Origin of the sequence: Pseudomonas sp. (assembly GCF_046581935.1) — a bacterium.
In the GTDB taxonomy this organism is placed as follows: Bacteria; Pseudomonadota; Gammaproteobacteria; order Pseudomonadales; family Pseudomonadaceae; genus Aquipseudomonas.
The window spans coordinates 16,758-32,711 of record NZ_JAYGFK010000004.1; the positions used below are offsets into that span (position 1 = coordinate 16,758).

The 15,954-nt window shown below is 58.7% G+C and carries 13 protein-coding genes and 1 pseudogene; 12 read left to right on the forward strand and 2 right to left on the reverse strand.

Features of this window, described 5'->3' with window-relative positions:
* The first annotated feature begins 22 nt into the window (after positions 1-22).
* From VCA57_RS04040 to VCA57_RS04070, 7 genes and pseudogenes are all read left to right on the forward strand, one after another.
* Positions 23-4,636, forward strand: a complete 4,614-nt coding sequence (locus VCA57_RS04040) for an autotransporter domain-containing protein (protein WP_411183814.1) — start codon at positions 23-25, stop codon at positions 4,634-4,636.
* Positions 4,637-4,675: 39 nt separating this feature from the next.
* Positions 4,676-4,851, forward strand: a pseudogene (locus tag VCA57_RS04045) (NAD(P)(+) transhydrogenase (Re/Si-specific) subunit beta); the annotation flags it as partial.
* 384 nt (positions 4,852-5,235) lie between these two features.
* Positions 5,236-5,451: a DUF1127 domain-containing protein gene (locus tag VCA57_RS04050; RefSeq protein ID WP_411183682.1), complete on the forward strand. Its 216-nt coding sequence runs from the start codon at positions 5,236-5,238 to the stop codon at positions 5,449-5,451.
* A 269-nt stretch (positions 5,452-5,720) separates the two neighbouring features.
* A complete protein-coding gene (locus tag VCA57_RS04055; RefSeq protein ID WP_411183683.1) occupies positions 5,721-5,927 on the forward strand; it encodes a DUF1127 domain-containing protein in 207 nt (68 codons plus the stop codon).
* Positions 5,928-6,008: 81 nt separating this feature from the next.
* Positions 6,009-6,326 carry a DUF2388 domain-containing protein gene (locus VCA57_RS04060; protein WP_411183684.1) on the forward strand — a complete coding sequence of 106 codons (318 nt, stop codon included), beginning with the start codon at positions 6,009-6,011 and terminating at the stop codon, positions 6,324-6,326.
* Between the two features lie 104 nt (positions 6,327-6,430).
* Positions 6,431-6,751, forward strand: a complete 321-nt coding sequence (locus VCA57_RS04065) for a DUF2388 domain-containing protein (RefSeq protein ID WP_411183685.1) — start codon at positions 6,431-6,433, stop codon at positions 6,749-6,751.
* Positions 6,748-8,700 (forward strand): DUF4105 domain-containing protein, encoded by a 1,953-nt coding sequence (locus tag VCA57_RS04070; RefSeq protein ID WP_411183686.1) that lies wholly within the window; start codon positions 6,748-6,750, stop codon positions 8,698-8,700. The genes VCA57_RS04065 and VCA57_RS04070 overlap by 4 nt, the downstream gene beginning before the upstream one ends.
* A gap of 13 nt (positions 8,701-8,713) precedes the next feature.
* Here the strand turns inward: VCA57_RS04070 and VCA57_RS04075 are convergent, their stop codons facing one another.
* Positions 8,714-9,115 carry a GFA family protein gene (locus VCA57_RS04075; RefSeq protein ID WP_411183687.1) on the reverse strand — a complete coding sequence of 134 codons (402 nt, stop codon included), beginning with the start codon at positions 9,113-9,115 and terminating at the stop codon, positions 8,714-8,716.
* Positions 9,116-9,194: 79 nt separating this feature from the next.
* Here VCA57_RS04075 and VCA57_RS04080 point away from each other — a divergent pair, with 79 nt between their 5' ends.
* The 3 genes from VCA57_RS04080 (at position 9,195) to VCA57_RS04090 (ending at position 12,171) form a co-directional block, all read left to right on the forward strand.
* Entirely contained in the window at positions 9,195-10,133 is a 939-nt protein-coding gene (locus VCA57_RS04080) for an AEC family transporter (protein ID WP_411183815.1), read from the forward strand.
* A 93-nt stretch (positions 10,134-10,226) separates the two neighbouring features.
* On the forward strand, positions 10,227-11,285 hold the full coding sequence (locus tag VCA57_RS04085) for a PA0069 family radical SAM protein (RefSeq protein WP_411183688.1): 1,059 nt from the start codon (positions 10,227-10,229) through the stop codon (positions 11,283-11,285).
* 157 nt (positions 11,286-11,442) lie between these two features.
* Positions 11,443-12,171, forward strand: a complete 729-nt coding sequence (locus tag VCA57_RS04090) for a carbonic anhydrase (protein ID WP_411183689.1) — start codon at positions 11,443-11,445, stop codon at positions 12,169-12,171.
* A gap of 30 nt (positions 12,172-12,201) precedes the next feature.
* Here the strand turns inward: VCA57_RS04090 and VCA57_RS04095 are convergent, their stop codons facing one another.
* Positions 12,202-12,858 carry a hypothetical protein gene (locus tag VCA57_RS04095; RefSeq protein WP_411183690.1) on the reverse strand — a complete coding sequence of 219 codons (657 nt, stop codon included), beginning with the start codon at positions 12,856-12,858 and terminating at the stop codon, positions 12,202-12,204.
* Between the two features lie 361 nt (positions 12,859-13,219).
* Here VCA57_RS04095 and coxB point away from each other — a divergent pair, with 361 nt between their 5' ends.
* Together coxB and ctaD are read left to right on the forward strand one after the other, a co-directional pair.
* Entirely contained in the window at positions 13,220-14,344 is a 1,125-nt protein-coding gene (coxB, locus tag VCA57_RS04100) for a cytochrome c oxidase subunit II (protein ID WP_411183691.1), read from the forward strand.
* A 4-nt stretch (positions 14,345-14,348) separates the two neighbouring features.
* Positions 14,349-15,953, forward strand: coding sequence for a cytochrome c oxidase subunit I (ctaD, locus tag VCA57_RS04105; RefSeq protein WP_411183692.1), 1,605 nt, complete (start codon positions 14,349-14,351; stop codon positions 15,951-15,953).
* The last annotated feature ends 1 nt before the right edge of the window (position 15,954 follow it).

A 15,954-nucleotide genomic window follows, 5' to 3' on the forward strand; every position in this document is an offset into this window, starting at 1 on the left:
GTGCACGGTGTTTGTTGCGGGTATGACGCTGTCAGGCATGGCGAGTGCGCAGACCTGGACCGGGGCGACCGATACCGATTGGAATACCGCAAGCAACTGGACTGGCGGCACGCCGGCAGCAGCAGATGCGGCAGACATAAACAGCCCAGCAGGCAACCAGCCAACCCTTGGCAGCGTTACGCCGGCCCTGACAGCAACCAACGTTTCCGCCGGGACGCTGACGATTTCGGCCGGTGGCGAGCTTGTTTCAACCGATGTAAATATTTCCGGGTCGGGTGCGATAGAAAACGCCGGGGATATTACCGGCGCTGTTTCCGTCACTGATACTGGCATCCTGACGAACAATGGCGGCTCACTTAACGGCAGCCTTTCGCTGAATGACTCCGGCAGTTTCCGCACGACGAGCAGCGGAACAATCGGCGCGCTGAATATAGGTGCCGGCGCGACGGCAACGATTTCTGCAGCAACAGGCACCACATTGACGCAAACAGGTGCGTTTGTCGCTTTGACACCCTCCGGCTCGCTTACCTTTGGCTCTGCCACAGACACCGGTCGCGTTGTTATGACAGCCAATGGCGGTATGTACTGGGGCGACTTTTCTGTCAATGTTGCCGGCGGCACCCTGGCCGCTGCCGGGTCTCAGTTTGCTAGTGTTCTGCCGTATATTTCCAGCACCTCTGTTGCTGCGGGCGCGACTTTGGATATTGGCAGTATCGACACCACGGTTCAGCGGCTTGGGGGAGCGGGAACAGTCACCAACAGTAGCGCAACCGACCGCGTGCTAACGCTGAAGAATACTTCCACGTTTGCCGGCGCAATCAGTGACGGTGCAACCAACAACCTATCGCTGGTGCGTATCGGAACAGGGACGACCACGCTGACTGGCGCAAGCGGCTATACCGGGAGCACTACCGTTGCGGAAGGAACCCTGGCGCTTGGCACCGGGTCGTCGCTTGCCTCAACTTCAGTCACGATTGATGCGGGCGCTGAGCTTTCGACAAATGGTGAGCATCTGGCGGATGGAGCAACGCTAAGCAATAACGGTCAGTTCACTGTTACCGGGGCGGAAACCATTGGGGAAATAAACGGAACTGGTGCCGTTACCTTGACTGACCCCGGAGTTTTGACCATTGCGGGGGCTGCCACGGCTACCATTTCGAACACTTTCAATGGAACGGGCGGCTTAACCTTCAATAATGCCAGCGGTGCTCATACCCTGAGCGGCGCCAATACCCATACCGGCGCAACAACACTGGAAGCGGGCGGGCTGACGCTTGCCGGCGGCGCGGCCATTGCCGACACCGGCGCTGTGGTGGTCAACGGCGGCACCCTGACGCTGTCGGACAGCGAAACCATCGGCGCGCTTTCAGGCAGCGGTGGCGCGATCCAGTTGGGCAACAATACCCTGACGGTGAATGCCACCAGTGGCAGTGCCGACTATGCGGGGGCGATCAGTGGCAGCGGCGAGCTCAGCAAAACCGGCGCGGGCACCTTGGCGCTGTCGGGTACGAACACCTATACCGGGGATACGACCCTCACGGCCGGTACAGTTGTCATCAACAATGCTGGCGCTCTGGGTGCGGACAGTGGGCGGGTCCGACTGGATGGGGGGACGTTGTTAGCCACGGAAACCCTGACGCTGGGCAAGGCAAACTTGAGTACTCAGAGCGGCACCACTAGCACGATTGCCGCCGCAAACGGGAAAACGTTGACCCTTACGGGCAACGTTAACCCAATAGGTAGCAACTCGGTTCTGAACTTTGGCGCGGCAGGGCAAGAAGGGATCGTAGTTGCCTCGAATTTGTCCAGCGCAATTGCTTCCGCGAGGGTAAACGTGGCAGGTGGAACGCTCAGGTTGGGGGCGGGCGAGTTTATCAACAGTGGACTTGGTTTCATTGCTGGGACCAGTGTCGCTGGGGCCGCGACGCTGGATATGGCTGGACTGCTTGTCAGAATCAACAACCTGTCTGGAACCGGTACGGTGAACTCCAGCGCCGGGAGCGCAACCTTGCAAACGCTGGGCACCTCCAACTTTGGCGGCACTCTCGCGGATGGCGCGGGCACCTCAAACCTGGATGTTTCTTCTGGCGTACTGACACTAAGCGGAGGCAATACGTACACCGGCACAACACTGTTGTCTGGAGGCAACCTGACGCTTACGGGTGCGGGCGCACTGGCCTCCACTGATGTGACCATCAACGCCGGGCGAACGTTGACCACGCAAGGTGGCGCGGCTACCGGTTTGGCCGCCGCTACGGCCTTGACTAACAATGGTGTATTTGCCCTGACCGGGGATGAAGAGATCGGCAGCATCGCCGGATCGGGTGCAGTTAATCTGGGCGCACACACCCTAACGACTGGCGGGCTAAATAGCGCCACAGCGCTTTCTGGTGTGGTGAGCGGAACGGGTGGCCTGATCAAGTCCGGTACCGGTCAACTAACCCTTTCCGGCGCAAACACTTATGTGGGTCAAACGGCAGTGACCGCTGGCACGCTAGACGTGACTGGCAGCATCGCCTCTACCAGCGTTGTTGTTGAAGACAGCGCAAGCCTGATCGCCGATGGCGCGTCGCTGAGCGATGCGGCGGGTGTGACGCTCAATGGCACCGGCAACCTGACTGTCAACAGCGCCACCGAGACCATCGGGTCGCTTTCGGCGGCGACGGGATCCACGATTGTACTGAATGCAGGGCTCACGGTCGGTGATACTGCCGATACAACAGTTGCTGGGGCCATTTCCGGTATTGGCGCACTGACCAAGGCCGGGGCCGGCACCTTGCTGCTCTCTGGCGGCAATACCTACAGCGGCGGCACCACGGTCTCCGCAGGAACACTGCGGGGCAGTACCGCGTCCCTGCAGGGCAACATCCTTAATAACGCCCTGCTCGACTTTGATCAGGCAGCGGACGGTGTTTATGCCGGCGTGATGTCCGGCACCGGCAGCCTGGTCAAATCCGGTGCTGGTGCGTTGACGCTTTCAGGCGTAAGTAGCTACAGCGGGGCCACGACGGTTGCGGACGGTTTGCTGACGGTCAATGGTTCGATTGCTAATTCCGCCACCACGATCAATACAGGCGGTGCGCTGGGAGGCAGCGGCACCTTTGGCAGTATTTCGCTCAACGGCGGCAGCCTAGCCCCCGGCAACTCCATCGGCACCATGAATGTCGCCGGCAACGTGGATTTCTCTGGGGGCGGTCTGTATCAGGTGGAGGTCGATGCCGCTGGCAACTCCGACCTGATCAGCGCCACCGGCAGCGCAACACTGACCAATGGTACGGTGTTGGTGCTACCCGAGGCCGGTGACTACCTGTTTAGCACCGACTACACCATCCTCACCGCAGCAGGCGGGTTGGGCGGCACCACCTTCAATAGCGTCAGCTCGGACTTGGCCTTTCTCACGCCGACTCTGACTTACGACGCCAATAATGTCTTCCTCAACTTGCGCCGTAATTCGTCTGACTATGCCTCTGTCACGGGCACACCCAATCAACTGGCCGTCGGCACGGCGCTCGATACGCTGGTCGGCCGCGGTGCATCGGGGCTCGATGCGCTCCTCAATAACCTCAATGTGCTGACCGTCGAGGGCGCGAAGCAGGCCTATGACGCGCTCAGCGGCGTGCAGCATACCTACAGCAACCAGATTGCCCTGCAGTCACTGAATCAGTTCAAGGGCCTGCTGTTTGACCGCCTGCAAGGCAACAACCAGTTCCTCGCGAGCAGCGGCCAGTTGATGCTGGCTTATAACGACAGCGGCACCATGACCGATGTCGGTTCGCAGCTACTCGGTAGCCAACCTGCTGCCGAGCGCGGCTGGTGGCTGCGCGGCACCGGCAGCTACGGTGAAATCGACGACACGTCGAACGCCAGCGGCGCGCATTACAACGCCAGCGGTACGGCCACCGGCATCGATTTCAACCTGGATGACGCACTGACCCTGGGTGCCGCTTTCGGCTACAGCCGCACCGATACCGCCGTCGCAGATGGCAGCATCGAAGTCGATAGCTATCAGGCCGCTCTCTACGGCCGGTGGTTGTTGGCGGATAACTACTATGCCAGTGGCATCGCAGGCTTTGGTTACCACGATATTGATGCCAATCGCCGCGTCACTGTCGGCCCCTCCAGCAACAAGGCCGAAGCCGACTACGACGCCTGGACGGGCAATATCGCCCTCGAAGCCGGGCGTAAGTTTGCCCTCAGCAGCCGCACCGCCATCACGCCGCTGGTGGGGCTTGAATACGCCCATATCAAGCGCTCCGGTTTTACCGAGAAGGGGGCAGGTGCTGCCAACTTGGATGTCAGTCGTGATCAGCAGGATTCACTGCGCTCGGCCTTTGGCGCTCGCCTCGAACACAGCTGGACGACCGGCAATGGCAGCCGCATCCAGCCCACGGTCGAACTCGCCTGGGTTCATGAGTTTATGGATAACGAGGCCGCGCTACGCGCCGGTTTTACCCCAGCGCCAAACACCAGTTTCAGTGTCAGCGGGCCGGAGCTGGATCGCGACCGCGCCCGGCTTGGCCTGGGTCTCAACATGCAGGTCAGTGAAACGGCCTCGCTGAACCTGGGTTATCAGGGGGAGTTCGCTGCTTCCGACCAACGTCACGACATCTCAGCCACCTTCAAGATGATGTGGTGATGTTACTCCTCGGTTGCGTGCTCATGGCAACGATTGGCAATTGCTGGTATGCCAATAATCGAGGTCTAAAAGCCAAGACCGTGATCGTCAACAAGCGTTCGATGGCCAGTGGCTACGCCGGCCTGGACAACGAACTGTTCTACCTGGACAAGACCATGATGGTCTTCGGCGACGCGAAAAAGGTCATCGAAGATATGGTCAAAGCGGTCGATTAAAGCTCGTTGCGGCGTTATAGAAAAAGCCCAGCTCAGTCGCTGGGCTTTTTTCTGTCTGCTCGTTCAGGAAAGTGATTTTTTCAGGCAAAAAACTGAAAAACAGGTCAGCTGTCACATAAGTGCAATTTGGAACTGTACCTATATAGATGCACTGCTTTCATGTGGTTTTTGCAGTCTATTTACCTTTTAAAGTTATATTTTCAGTACAAATAACTTATGGCAGGTACAGTTGAAGTTAAAAAAGTCAAAACAGTTACAAAGCAAACTATCTATTTGTGCTGCAATTGCATTCAGCTGTGGCTACAGCAAACAGTGGGCAGTGGCGATAATTCTCCCATCGCAACACACACCACTTAAGCCGCCACAAGCGGAAGGATGATCACCATGGAACGTACCCTCAGTTCCGACCTGTTTTTCGATCACAGCCAAACTACCGGCTCCAGCGCTATGCCGCTGCGTATGTTGTCTACCGTTCTGCAATGGCAGCGCCGCGTTATTAGCCGCCGCCAGCTGGCTCGTCTGGACTCCCGTCTGCTCGCAGATGCCGGTATCAGCGAAGCTCAGCGTCAGGCCGAGTTGAACAAGCCTTTCTGGCGTTAAGCGTTACTGCATACCGTTTTTGCTTCACCTCCTAAGGTTTTTTGAAAGCTCCAGCGCCTCGTGTGCTGGGGCTTTCTTTTTATGCGCTGGTTTTTGCAAGCGGCGCTCTGGTAGCGCTCACCCATAACAGTCTGTTTGGCAGTGGAGCGGTACAGTTTAAATATATTTGAAACTGGACCAGGACAATTGCCCGGTACTGTCTCTGCCTGCAGAGTCTGTTGGGGTTCAACATAGATTGCCTTCTCCTGTCTTTGACAAGGTATCGCGCTATGGAACGCACGCTTAAGCCCCAATCGACCAAAAAAGCTTCAGTACCTTCTCCGCTATGGTTGAGATTTTATGCCGCGCTGAGGCTATGGCGGCGTAATGTGCGCACGCGTCAGCAACTGGCGCGCCTTGATAGCCGCCAGTTGGCGGATGCCGGTATCAGCGAGGCGCAGCGCCAAGTTGAGTTAGACACGCCCTTCTGGCGCTAAGTACGCTGGGCACCAACGCGTAATGTGCGGGTCTACACTTCAGCTCAGACTGTTTGCTGGGCCTTTATTAGGAGTTTGCATATGACCGCGATACGTACTCTCAGCTTGGCAACATTATTGGTTTTGGCCGGCACCGCCAGTGCCACCAGTTTTGTAGTCACCACCGATGCCGTGGTGAGGTCGCTGGCTGCTTCATCGGATGCCACCTCGGACGCCTCTTCGTCTCTGCGCGATGACAAAATCGTGCTGGCCGCCCGGGATGATGCTGCCTCCTTTGTCGCCAGCCAGGGCGTCATTCGCGGTGTGCGGCTGGAGGCTGCCCTGCAGCATTTGCGTCAGCAAAGCCCCGCTCTGCAGGGCGATGACATGCAGTTAGCTTCGGCCATTCTCAGCTTGTAGGCGCTGGCGGGCTGCGGTTGAATGGTTGCCGCGCAACTACGCGCAAGAATACTTGTCCAAGCCGCTTGCTTGATTGAGTAGAAAGCTAATTTTTGGAGATGTGTATGCGCTTTGTTTTGCTTAGTGCCGTAACTGCAATTGCCCTGATCAGTGCAACTGCCCAGGCGCAAACCTTGGTGGCTACCAGCAATATCATTGTGCGGGCGCTTGATCGCACGCTTGATTTCACCTCGGACACCACAACCTCGGTGCGTGATTCGAAGGTCGTCCTGGCTGCCCGTGACGACGCTGCCAGTTTTGTTGCCAGCGAGGGCAAGATCCGTGGCGCTCAGCTTGAGGCCGCTATCACCAGCATCCGTAGCCAAGTGCCTGAGGCGCAGGGCGCGTCTGACCAGGTGTTGGCCGAAGCCATTCTGGCGCTGTGAGTGGGGCGCGTGTCTGGCTGCTGGTGCTGGCATTACTGGCCAGTGCTTGTAGCCAGGCCGAGTTGCGCATGCAGCTGCACGACGCTGAACTCAGTCCTGGCGAACGTGTGGCTAGCCAGCAACTGTTGCAGGAGGCCTTAGATACCTTACCGCCGCGTTTCAAGCAGCAGCTTGATCGCCGCGTTGACGTGCGCTGGCGCGATCTGCCTGAGCAGGTCTATGGCCGTGCCGGGCGCTTTAGTGGCATCGAGCTCAATGCGGCGTTGCTCCCGACATTAAGCGACGGCAGCAGCGCCACCACGCAGACCAACCGCCCACATGGTAACGTCCGCCGCGAACTGCTGGCGACCGTGCTACATGAACTTACCCACTTGTATGACCGCGCCCAGCTTTGGTCGCCGGCGCAAAAGCAACTGCAGCACCAGTGTCGTCAGCGTGAGCAGAGCCTGGGCGTAGTCGGCTTACCCGATAATTGCCGTGGCCAAACGGCGCGACGCTTTACCCTGAGTGACGATCCGCTACTGCTCGACCTGGCCGGCTGGCCGCAACAAGTCGGCCGGCGCGGCGCGCGTGAGCAGGAAAACCACCAGGTTGCGCGCAGCCCGGACAGCTACGAGCTGAGCAATCCGCGCGAGTTTCTCGCGGTGAATATGGAGTACTTCCTTCTCGACCCGAGCTATGCCTGCCGGCGACCGTCTCTGGCGCGCTACCTGAGCGCACATTTCGCTTGGTCGCCGGCTCAGCAACAGTCCTGCAGCGACAGCCTGGCTTACCTGAATGCCGGGCGTGATTTCAGCCGCCAGCCACTCGGCCATATCGATCCAGAACGCGTTTATCAAGTGGATTACTTGCTGGCCGAGGCCAACGATGCCCTGGCCAGTCGCTGGGGGCACAGCATGTTGCGCTTGGTGATCTGTGCGCCTGGACGGCCGCGCGGGCCGGATTGCCGGCTCGATTTGCAGGAGCACCTAGTGCTGTCCTACCGCGCGTTTGTCGGCGATGTGCAGCTGTCCAGCTGGGATGGCCTGACCGGCGCGTACCCCTCGCGGTTGTTCGTTTTACCGTTGGAGCAGGTGATTGAGGAATACACCAAGGTTGAACTGCGCAGCCTGGCCTCGGTGCCACTCAAGCTGGACCGTGCTCAGTTGGAACAACTGGTTACCCGCGCCGTTGAGCAGCACTGGAGTTATGACGGTGACTACTGGTTTCTTTCCAATAACTGCGCGGTAGAAACCCTCAAGTTGCTGCGTAGCGGCAGCCAGAACCCGCGCCTGCAGACCCTCGACAGCATTATGCCCAACGGTTTGCTGGATACCCTTGTAGGCCGTGGGTTGGCCGACCGCAGCGTGCTGGCCAATGATGTCGAGGCGTTGCGCTTGGGTTATCGCTTTGACTCCTTTCGTGATCGCTATCAGGCGATGTTCAGCGTGCTGACGGCGCATTTGCCAATTGAACAAACGCAGGTCGGCGACTGGCTGGCGCTGCCAGCGGCACAGCGTCAGCCCTGGTTTGCCCAGGCTGATCTGCGTACCAGCGCCGCCTTGTTGCTGCTTGAGCAAGCCGCGCTGCGTCGGCAACTGCTGCTGGCTCAGGATGAGCTGAAGCGGCACTACTTGAGTGGTCGTGACGGCGTTGATCCAACGCTGAACAAGGCAGGCGGTGCGCTGCAAAAAATTCTGGCCAACAGTGGCTTTCTTAGTCGGCCGGCCGAGTTGCTCAATCGCGGTTATGGCTTGCCGCAACGTAGCGAGTGGCAGCGATTGGAAAGCGAAAGCCAGGCCCGTCAGCAGCAATTGCGTCAGCTCAGTGACAACCTTGATCAGGAGGTTCGGACCTTGCTGGAGCCTGCGCGGCTGGCCGAGCTGCAAGCGGCCGAAGACAATCTGGCGCTGCTTGGCGAGCACCTGCGCACGCTGCACAAAGCCGCTGGCGGTTTGCAGTTGCCTTAGGGTAATTGTCGTCTCAGAGGTTTTCTTGATCTTCCTCGGGTAGCTGCGGGTCAAGGCGCAACCAGGGTAGGCGGCTCTGCACCCAGATATGCCGGTCTGCTGCTGCCTGCTCCGGGTGGTCGAGCGTGGCAATGGTGACGTCCAGGCTCTCTGGGCTGAGCGTGGTGAGCAGCGCCAGGTGTGCGCCGCAGGTCGAACAAAAATAGCGCGTGCAGGTAGTCGATGAGGCATAAGCCTGCGGCGTGCCGGCGAGCCATTGAAAACTCGCCAACGGCACGGTGATCCAGGTGGTGACAATACCGCCGGTGCTGCGTCGGCAGATCGAACAATGACAGTGAGCGATGTCCTGCAGGGGCGCGGCAAACTGATAGCGCAAAGCCCCGCATTGGCAACCGCCTTGATGGATGTTGGGCATTGGTTGTTCTCATTCTCTGGCTAGGTAAAGCAGCCTAGTCGCAACATCATCCTTGCGTCACCCCATGTGGCTGCTCAAGATGTCGGCTTGCGTGTGGCTGGAGGTTGCCGTGCAGGAGTTGTTGTTGGCCTTGTGGCCACTGTTTGCGTTGATCGTGGCTGGTTACTACCTGCGTCGTTGGGCGTTTCCCAGTGAGGCATTCTGGCCCGGAGCCGAGCGGCTGAATTACTACATGCTGTTCCCGGCGCTGCTGTTCAGTAGCCTGGCCAAGGCGCCATTGAATAATCCGGCATTGCCACGTCTGGCGTTGGCGGTGCTTTTGGCGTTGGGCATCGCCTGGCTGGCGCTACTGCTGGTACGCCGCCTGCGCGGTTGGCCGGCAGGGCGTTTCGGGGCATTTACTCAAGGGATTCTGCGCTTCAACACTTACCTCGGATTGGCCGCTGTTGGCAGTTTGTTTGGTCAGCCGGGGCTAACCCTGGCGGCGCTAATGCTGGCGTTGATGGTGCCGACGGTGAATGTGCTATCGGTCTGGTCGCTGACGGCCGAGCGCGGTGTGAGTGCACGCAGCCTGTTACTGCCAATCCTGAAGAATCCGCTGATTCTCGCCTGCCTTGGCGGTGCCTTGGTCAACTTCAGTGGCCTGGGTTTGCCGGGTGGTTCGGATCGCCTGCTCGGTTTGTTAGCTGCCGCCAGTCTGCCGCTTGGCCTGCTGTGTGTTGGTGCCGCCTTGAAACCCGACCAGCTGAGTGGCGAGGTGCCGGCGCTGTTCGGTAATAGCCTGCTGCGCCTGTTGGCGATGCCGCTATTGGCTTGGGTGGTTGCTTATGGTCTGGCGTTGCCGGTGATGGAAAGCACCGTGCTGGTGTTGTTCTTTGCCCTGCCAACGGCCCCGACGGCGTATGTGTTGACCCGGCAACTGGGCGGCGACAGCCACTTGATGGCCGGCATTATTACCCTGCAAACCCTGCTGGCAGCGGCCAGTTTGCCGCTGTTGTTGTTGCTAGTGGCAGGCTGATTTTTTTGTGCGGCTAGAGGTCGGGCCGATGACTGGGTTTGGCGATGGAGATAATTTACTGTATTTATATACAGTAAATTATGGAGCCAGCTCATGTCCGTTTCTCTGCCGCCGCGTGGTCGTGGTACTGCCAGTAACCCGCACAATCGCTTTGCCCCGCAGCAGATCATCGCCAGCGATGACGGCTGGTTTCAGGAAGTACCGCCCAGCCGGGCGACTGAAGTGCGCAACGAAACGGCGAAGAGCATCATCACCCGCAACCAGTCGCCGGACCTACCCTTTGACCGCTCGCTGAATCCCTATCGTGGTTGTGAGCATGGCTGTATTTACTGCTATGCCAGGCCCAGTCACGCGTATTGGGACCTGTCACCAGGACTGGATTTTGAAACCAAACTGATCGCCAAGACCAACGCCGTCGCCCTGCTCGAGCAGCAATTGAGCAAGCCCGGTTATGTCTGCGCGCCGATTAATCTGGGCTCCAACACCGATCCCTATCAGCCAATCGAGCGCCAGCACCTGCTGACACGCAACAGCCTCAAGGTGCTGCTCGACTATCGCCATCCGGTGACCATCGTCACCAAAGGTTCGTTGATTCTGCGCGACCTCGATCTGCTCAGTGAGCTGGCGCAGCAGCGGCTGGTGGCGGTGATGATCAGCCTGACGACGCTGGATGATGAACTCAAACGCATCATGGAACCGCGTGCTGCAGCCCCGGCCGCGCGGTTACGGGCGATTCGCGTATTGCGTGATAACCGTATTCCGGTTGGCGTGCTGTGCTCGCCGATGATCCCGATGATCAATGACATGGAGCTTGAGCATTTGCTGAGCGCTGCTAAAGAGGCTGGCGCGCAGAGCGCCAGCTACATGTTGCTGCGCTTGCCGCGTGAGGTCGCACCGTTGTTTGAGGAGTGGTTGCAGGCGCATTACCCGCAACGTGCCGAGCATGTGCTCAGCCTGATCCGTCAGAGTCGCGGTGGGGCGTTGTATGACAGCAGTTTCGGTAAACGCTTTAGCGGTGAGGGTGCGTTTGCCGAGCTATTGGCACAACGCTTTGCCTTGGCCAGCAAACGCCTTGGGCTGAATCGGCGTGAGAGATTCAACCTCGACTGCACGCGCTTTTGTCCGCCGGGCGGACAACTGGCGCTGCTCTGAAACGCTGCGTTCGTCAGCTTGCCGTGGTTTGGCTGGGGCCTAAGCAAGGCTGGCAGTTGCCGTCCTAGCCTGTGCGGGTGACACTTGGTATGTGACTCGCTAGCAACCTTGGCTGTCGCCTTAGCAGCGTTTTTTCAGGTACACAGAGGTCGCAAACATGCCATACAAGCATCAGTTGATCCCGTTGCAGGGCCGTACAGGCAGTGAGAGTGCTGAAGAGGCACTGCAGAGCATCGTGGATGGCTTCAATCGTTTTCGCAGCGAGATCTTCCCGCAACAGGAAGAGCTATTCAAAAAACTCGCCACTGCGCAGAACCCGCGCGCAATGTTCATTACTTGCGCTGATTCGCGAGTGGTGCCTGAGCTGATCACACAAAGCTCGCCGGGCGACCTGTTCGTTAACCGCAATGTCGGTAACGTGGTGCCGGCCTACGGGCAGATGATGGGCGGGGTTTCCACCGCCATCGAGTATGCGGTGCTGGCGTTAGGCGTGCAGCACATCATCGTCTGCGGCCACTCCGACTGTGGTGCGATGAAGGCAGTGCTGGCCCCGGAGACCCTGGACAGCATGCCGACGGTGAAGGCCTGGCTGCGCCACAGCGAAGTGGCGCTCAGGGTGGTGGAGGCGAACTGCGGCTGTGAAGGCAATGACAGGCTCGCCGTTCTCACCGAGGAGAACGTGGTCGCTCAGCTCAATCACCTGTGCACCCACCCGTCGGTGGCAGCACGGGTGGCCAGCGGCCAGCTGTTTATCCACGGCTGGGTGTATGACATTGAAACCAGCGAGATCAAGGCTTACGACGCGGAGAAGGGCGAATTCCGTCTGATTGGCGATGGTCCGCTGCCGATGGCCACGCCGCGCGCGCGCTATCTACCGAACAGCTAGTCGGCAAACGGGCGCGAGGTTTAAGACCGGCTAACCCGTCGCGCGGGTTTCATCCAGCTGCAGCTCAACCCCGAGCTGCCGCGATAAGCACGGCCAGCGCTGCCAGGCCGCATCAGTTTGCGGGCTGTGCAGTTGCTCACGGTAAGCCTGTACGGAGTCTTGGGCAAAGCTGGCATCGTCGAGCATGCCCTCGACGGCGTGGTGTACGGCTTCATCCAACTGATTGGCAAAGGGCTCACCGATCAGTTGATGGGCAATCAGGTTGGCCACCGTGGTATCCAGCGGAATCAGCGGTGCGCCAAGGTGGGCGATGTAGCAGTCATTCACCTCTTCCACCAGACGATGGGCCAGATAGGCTTCATCAAGCAAACCCTCAAGCCCCTCATGGCCGGCCATCAGCGCTGGCGGTTGCAGAAAGAACTGCTCGGCAACTTTGAGCACCGGTTTGATCTGCGCCTCGATCCCCGCCTCTTGAGCAACCTGATGAGCAGCTTGCAGCAACTCGGGTACTTGCTCGATATACGCGCTGACAAAGCGTTGCAGCACCCCATCGGTATCGCTTGTGGGTAGGCGAATGGATGGGTGCAGTTGCCCTACGTGTTTTTGCATCTGGGCAGCCAAGTGGCCGGTGCTGGTTTCGTGTTGTTGCGCACGCTGAATCAGCTTGTGCAAAGCGGCGATGTTCATGACAGCTCCTGAGGTAAGGACATGGACGAGAACCTTAGCTGGCTCAGCGTATCTGCTAAGACCCGATTGTCATAATTCTTAAATAATTATGCGATTCGGCTATATCGAGCGTGCTCAATTTTTCTCTATCCCAAGGCTGGCGCGGTCTTTAGCGCCTACCTCGCAGCGTTTTGCTCATTTCGACTTGCGCGTTGCCAGGTGCAAGTCCGTGTCTATACTCGAACTCGAAAGGCAGTACCTGATAACTCCGAGTCAGCTGTGGCATGGACAGTCCTCACCGGCATTTTCACCGTGAAGATGTGTGATGGCTAACCACTGACCGATTCGGCGGGATAACAAGAACAATTAAGGGGAACCCGCAATGATGCGACATCCACGAGTTTGGATGGGCCTCCTGTTGTGGTTGGTATTCAGCTCGGCGCACGCCAGCTGGGGCGTCAATATGACGCCGGGTGCCACCGAGGTCAGCCGCTCAGTATTCGACCTGCACATGACCATCTTCTGGATCTGCGTCGTCATCGGCGTGATCGTATTCGGCGTGATGTTCTGGTCGATGCTGGTCCATCGCCGCTCTACAGGCCAGGAGCCGGCGCACTTCCATGAAAGCACCACGGTCGAGATTCTCTGGACGGTCGTGCCTCTCATCATCCTGGTGGTAATGGCCGTACCGGCCACCAAGACCTTGATCGATATTTACGACTCCAGCGAGTCTGAATTGGATATCCAGGTCACCGGCTACCAGTGGAAATGGCACTACAAATACTTGGGCCAAGACGTCGAGTTCTTCAGCAACTTGGCTACGCCTAAGGACCAGATCAACAACAAGGCTACCAAGGGCGAGCATTACCTACTGGAGGTCGATGAACCTTTGGTGGTGCCAGTCGGTACCAAGGTGCGCTTCCTGATCACTTCCGCCGACGTGATCCACTCCTGGTGGGTGCCGGCGCTGGCGGTGAAGAAAGACGCTATCCCCGGCTTTGTTAACGAGTCCTGGACGCGCATTGATGAGCCCGGCCTCTACCGTGGTCAATGCACCGAGTTGTGTGGCAAGGATCATGGCTTTATGCCGATTGTTGTCGAGGTTAAGTCGAAAGACGACTTCAACGCCTGGTTAGCCGAGCGCAAGCAACTGGCGGCTGCCGAGAAGGAGCTGACCAGTAAAGAGTGGACGATGGATGAACTGATGGCGCGCGGCGAGAAGTCATACCTGACCAACTGTGCGTCTTGCCATCAGCCTACCGGTGAGGGTTTGCCGCCGATGTTCCCTGCGCTCAAGGGCTCGAAGGTTGCCACCGGGCCGGCTGCCGGTCATATCGGCACCGTGGTCAACGGTAAGCCAGGTACGGCTATGGCAGCGTTCGGTAAGCAGCTTTCGGAAGTTGATATTGCCGCGATCATCACCTACGAGCGCAATGCCTGGGGCAATGCGGTAGGCGACATGGTCACGCCGAAAGACATCCTCACGTTCAAACAGGCTCAGGAGTAAGGACATGAGTGCAGTGATCGATCCGGGCCATGCTGGCCACGGTCATGCCGGGCATGACCATCCCCATGGGCCTGCCAAAGGCCTGATGCGTTGGGTGTTGACCACCAACCATAAAGACATCGGCACCATGTACCTGTGGTTCAGCTTCGCCATGTTCCTGCTTGGCGGCAGCATGGCGATGGTAATTCGGGCCGAGTTGTTCCAGCCGGGTCTGCAGATTGTGCAGCCGGAGTTCTTCAACCAGATGACCACCATGCATGGTCTGATCATGGTCTTCGGTGCGGTGATGCCGGCGTTTGTCGGCCTGGCCAACTGGATGATTCCGTTGATGATCGGCGCACCAGACATGGCCCTGCCGCGCATGAACAACTTCAGCTTTTGGCTGCTGCCAGCGGCCTTCAGCATGTTGGTCAGCACCTTATTTATGGAAGGCGGCGGACCCAATTTTGGCTGGACCTTCTATGCGCCGTTATCGACGACCTACGCACCGGAGTCGGTGACCTTCTTTATCTTTGCGGTGCACTTGATGGGCTTCAGTTCGATCATGGGCGCGATCAACGTGATTGCCACCATCCTCAACCTGCGTGCCCCCGGCATGACCTTGATGAAGATGCCGTTGTTCGTGTGGACCTGGCTGATTACGGCGTTCTTGCTGATCGCCGTGATGCCGGTGCTGGCGGGTGTGGTGACCATGATGCTGATGGACATCCATTTCGGCACCAGCTTCTTTAGCGCGGCCGGTGGCGGTGACCCGGTGTTGTTCCAGCATGTGTTCTGGTTCTTCGGTCATCCCGAGGTGTACATCATGATCTTGCCGGCGTTCGGCGCGGTCAGCTCAATCATTCCGGCCTTCGCCCGTAAGCCGTTGTTCGGCTACACCTCGATGGTGTATGCCACCGCCTCGATTGCCTTCCTGTCGTTTATCGTCTGGGCGCACCACATGTTCACCGTAGGGATTCCGCTGACAGGTGAGCTGTTCTTTATGTACGCCACCATGCTGATCGCTGTGCCAACGGGCGTGAAGGTATTCAACTGGGCCAGCACCATGTGGCGCGGTTCTATGACTTTCGAGACGCCGATGCTGTTCTCGGTGGCCTTCGTCATCCTGTTCACCATTGGCGGCTTTTCCGGCCTGATGCTGGCCATCGCCCCGGCGGACTTCCAGTACCACGACACCTACTTCGTGGTTGCGCACTTCCACTATGTACTGGTGCCGGGTGCGATCTTCGGCATCTTCGCCTCGGCCTATTACTGGCTACCGAAGTGGACCGGGCACATGTACGACGAAACCCTCGGCAAGCTGCACTTCTGGATGAGCTTCGTCGGCATGAACATGGCCTTCTTCCCCATGCACTTTGTCGGGTTGGCCGGTATGCCAAGGCGGATTCCTGACTACAACATGATGTTCGCCAACTTCAACATGGTCTCGAGCATTGGTGCCTTTACGTTCGGGGCCACCCAGTTGCTGTTCCTGTTTATCGTCATCAAGTGCATCCGTGGCGGCAAACCGGCTCCGGCCAAGCCTTGGGACGGTGCCGAAGGGCTGGAGTGGACTGTGCCGTCGCCGGCGCCGTATCACACCTTCCAGACCCCACCGGAAGTGAAGTGAT

Excerpts from the sequence above, each read along its gene's own strand:
- VCA57_RS04040 (WP_411183814.1), top strand. The coding sequence starts at position 23 with ATGACGCTGTCAGGCATGGCGAGTGCGCAGACCTGGACCGGGGCGACC.
- VCA57_RS04050 (WP_411183682.1), top strand. The coding sequence starts at position 5,236 with ATGGAACGTACCCTCAGTTCCGACCTGTTTTTCGATCACAGCCAAACT.
- VCA57_RS04055 (WP_411183683.1), top strand. The coding sequence starts at position 5,721 with ATGGAACGCACGCTTAAGCCCCAATCGACCAAAAAAGCTTCAGTACCT.
- VCA57_RS04060 (WP_411183684.1), top strand. The coding sequence starts at position 6,009 with ATGACCGCGATACGTACTCTCAGCTTGGCAACATTATTGGTTTTGGCC.
- VCA57_RS04065 (WP_411183685.1), top strand. The coding sequence starts at position 6,431 with ATGCGCTTTGTTTTGCTTAGTGCCGTAACTGCAATTGCCCTGATCAGT.
- VCA57_RS04075 (WP_411183687.1), bottom strand. The coding sequence starts at position 9,115 with ATGCCCAACATCCATCAAGGCGGTTGCCAATGCGGGGCTTTGCGCTAT.
- VCA57_RS04080 (WP_411183815.1), top strand. The coding sequence starts at position 9,195 with ATGTCGGCTTGCGTGTGGCTGGAGGTTGCCGTGCAGGAGTTGTTGTTG.
- VCA57_RS04085 (WP_411183688.1), top strand. The coding sequence starts at position 10,227 with ATGTCCGTTTCTCTGCCGCCGCGTGGTCGTGGTACTGCCAGTAACCCG.
- VCA57_RS04090 (WP_411183689.1), top strand. The coding sequence starts at position 11,443 with ATGCCATACAAGCATCAGTTGATCCCGTTGCAGGGCCGTACAGGCAGT.
- VCA57_RS04095 (WP_411183690.1), bottom strand. The coding sequence starts at position 12,858 with ATGAACATCGCCGCTTTGCACAAGCTGATTCAGCGTGCGCAACAACAC.
- coxB (WP_411183691.1), top strand. The coding sequence starts at position 13,220 with ATGATGCGACATCCACGAGTTTGGATGGGCCTCCTGTTGTGGTTGGTA.
- ctaD (WP_411183692.1), top strand. The coding sequence starts at position 14,349 with ATGAGTGCAGTGATCGATCCGGGCCATGCTGGCCACGGTCATGCCGGG.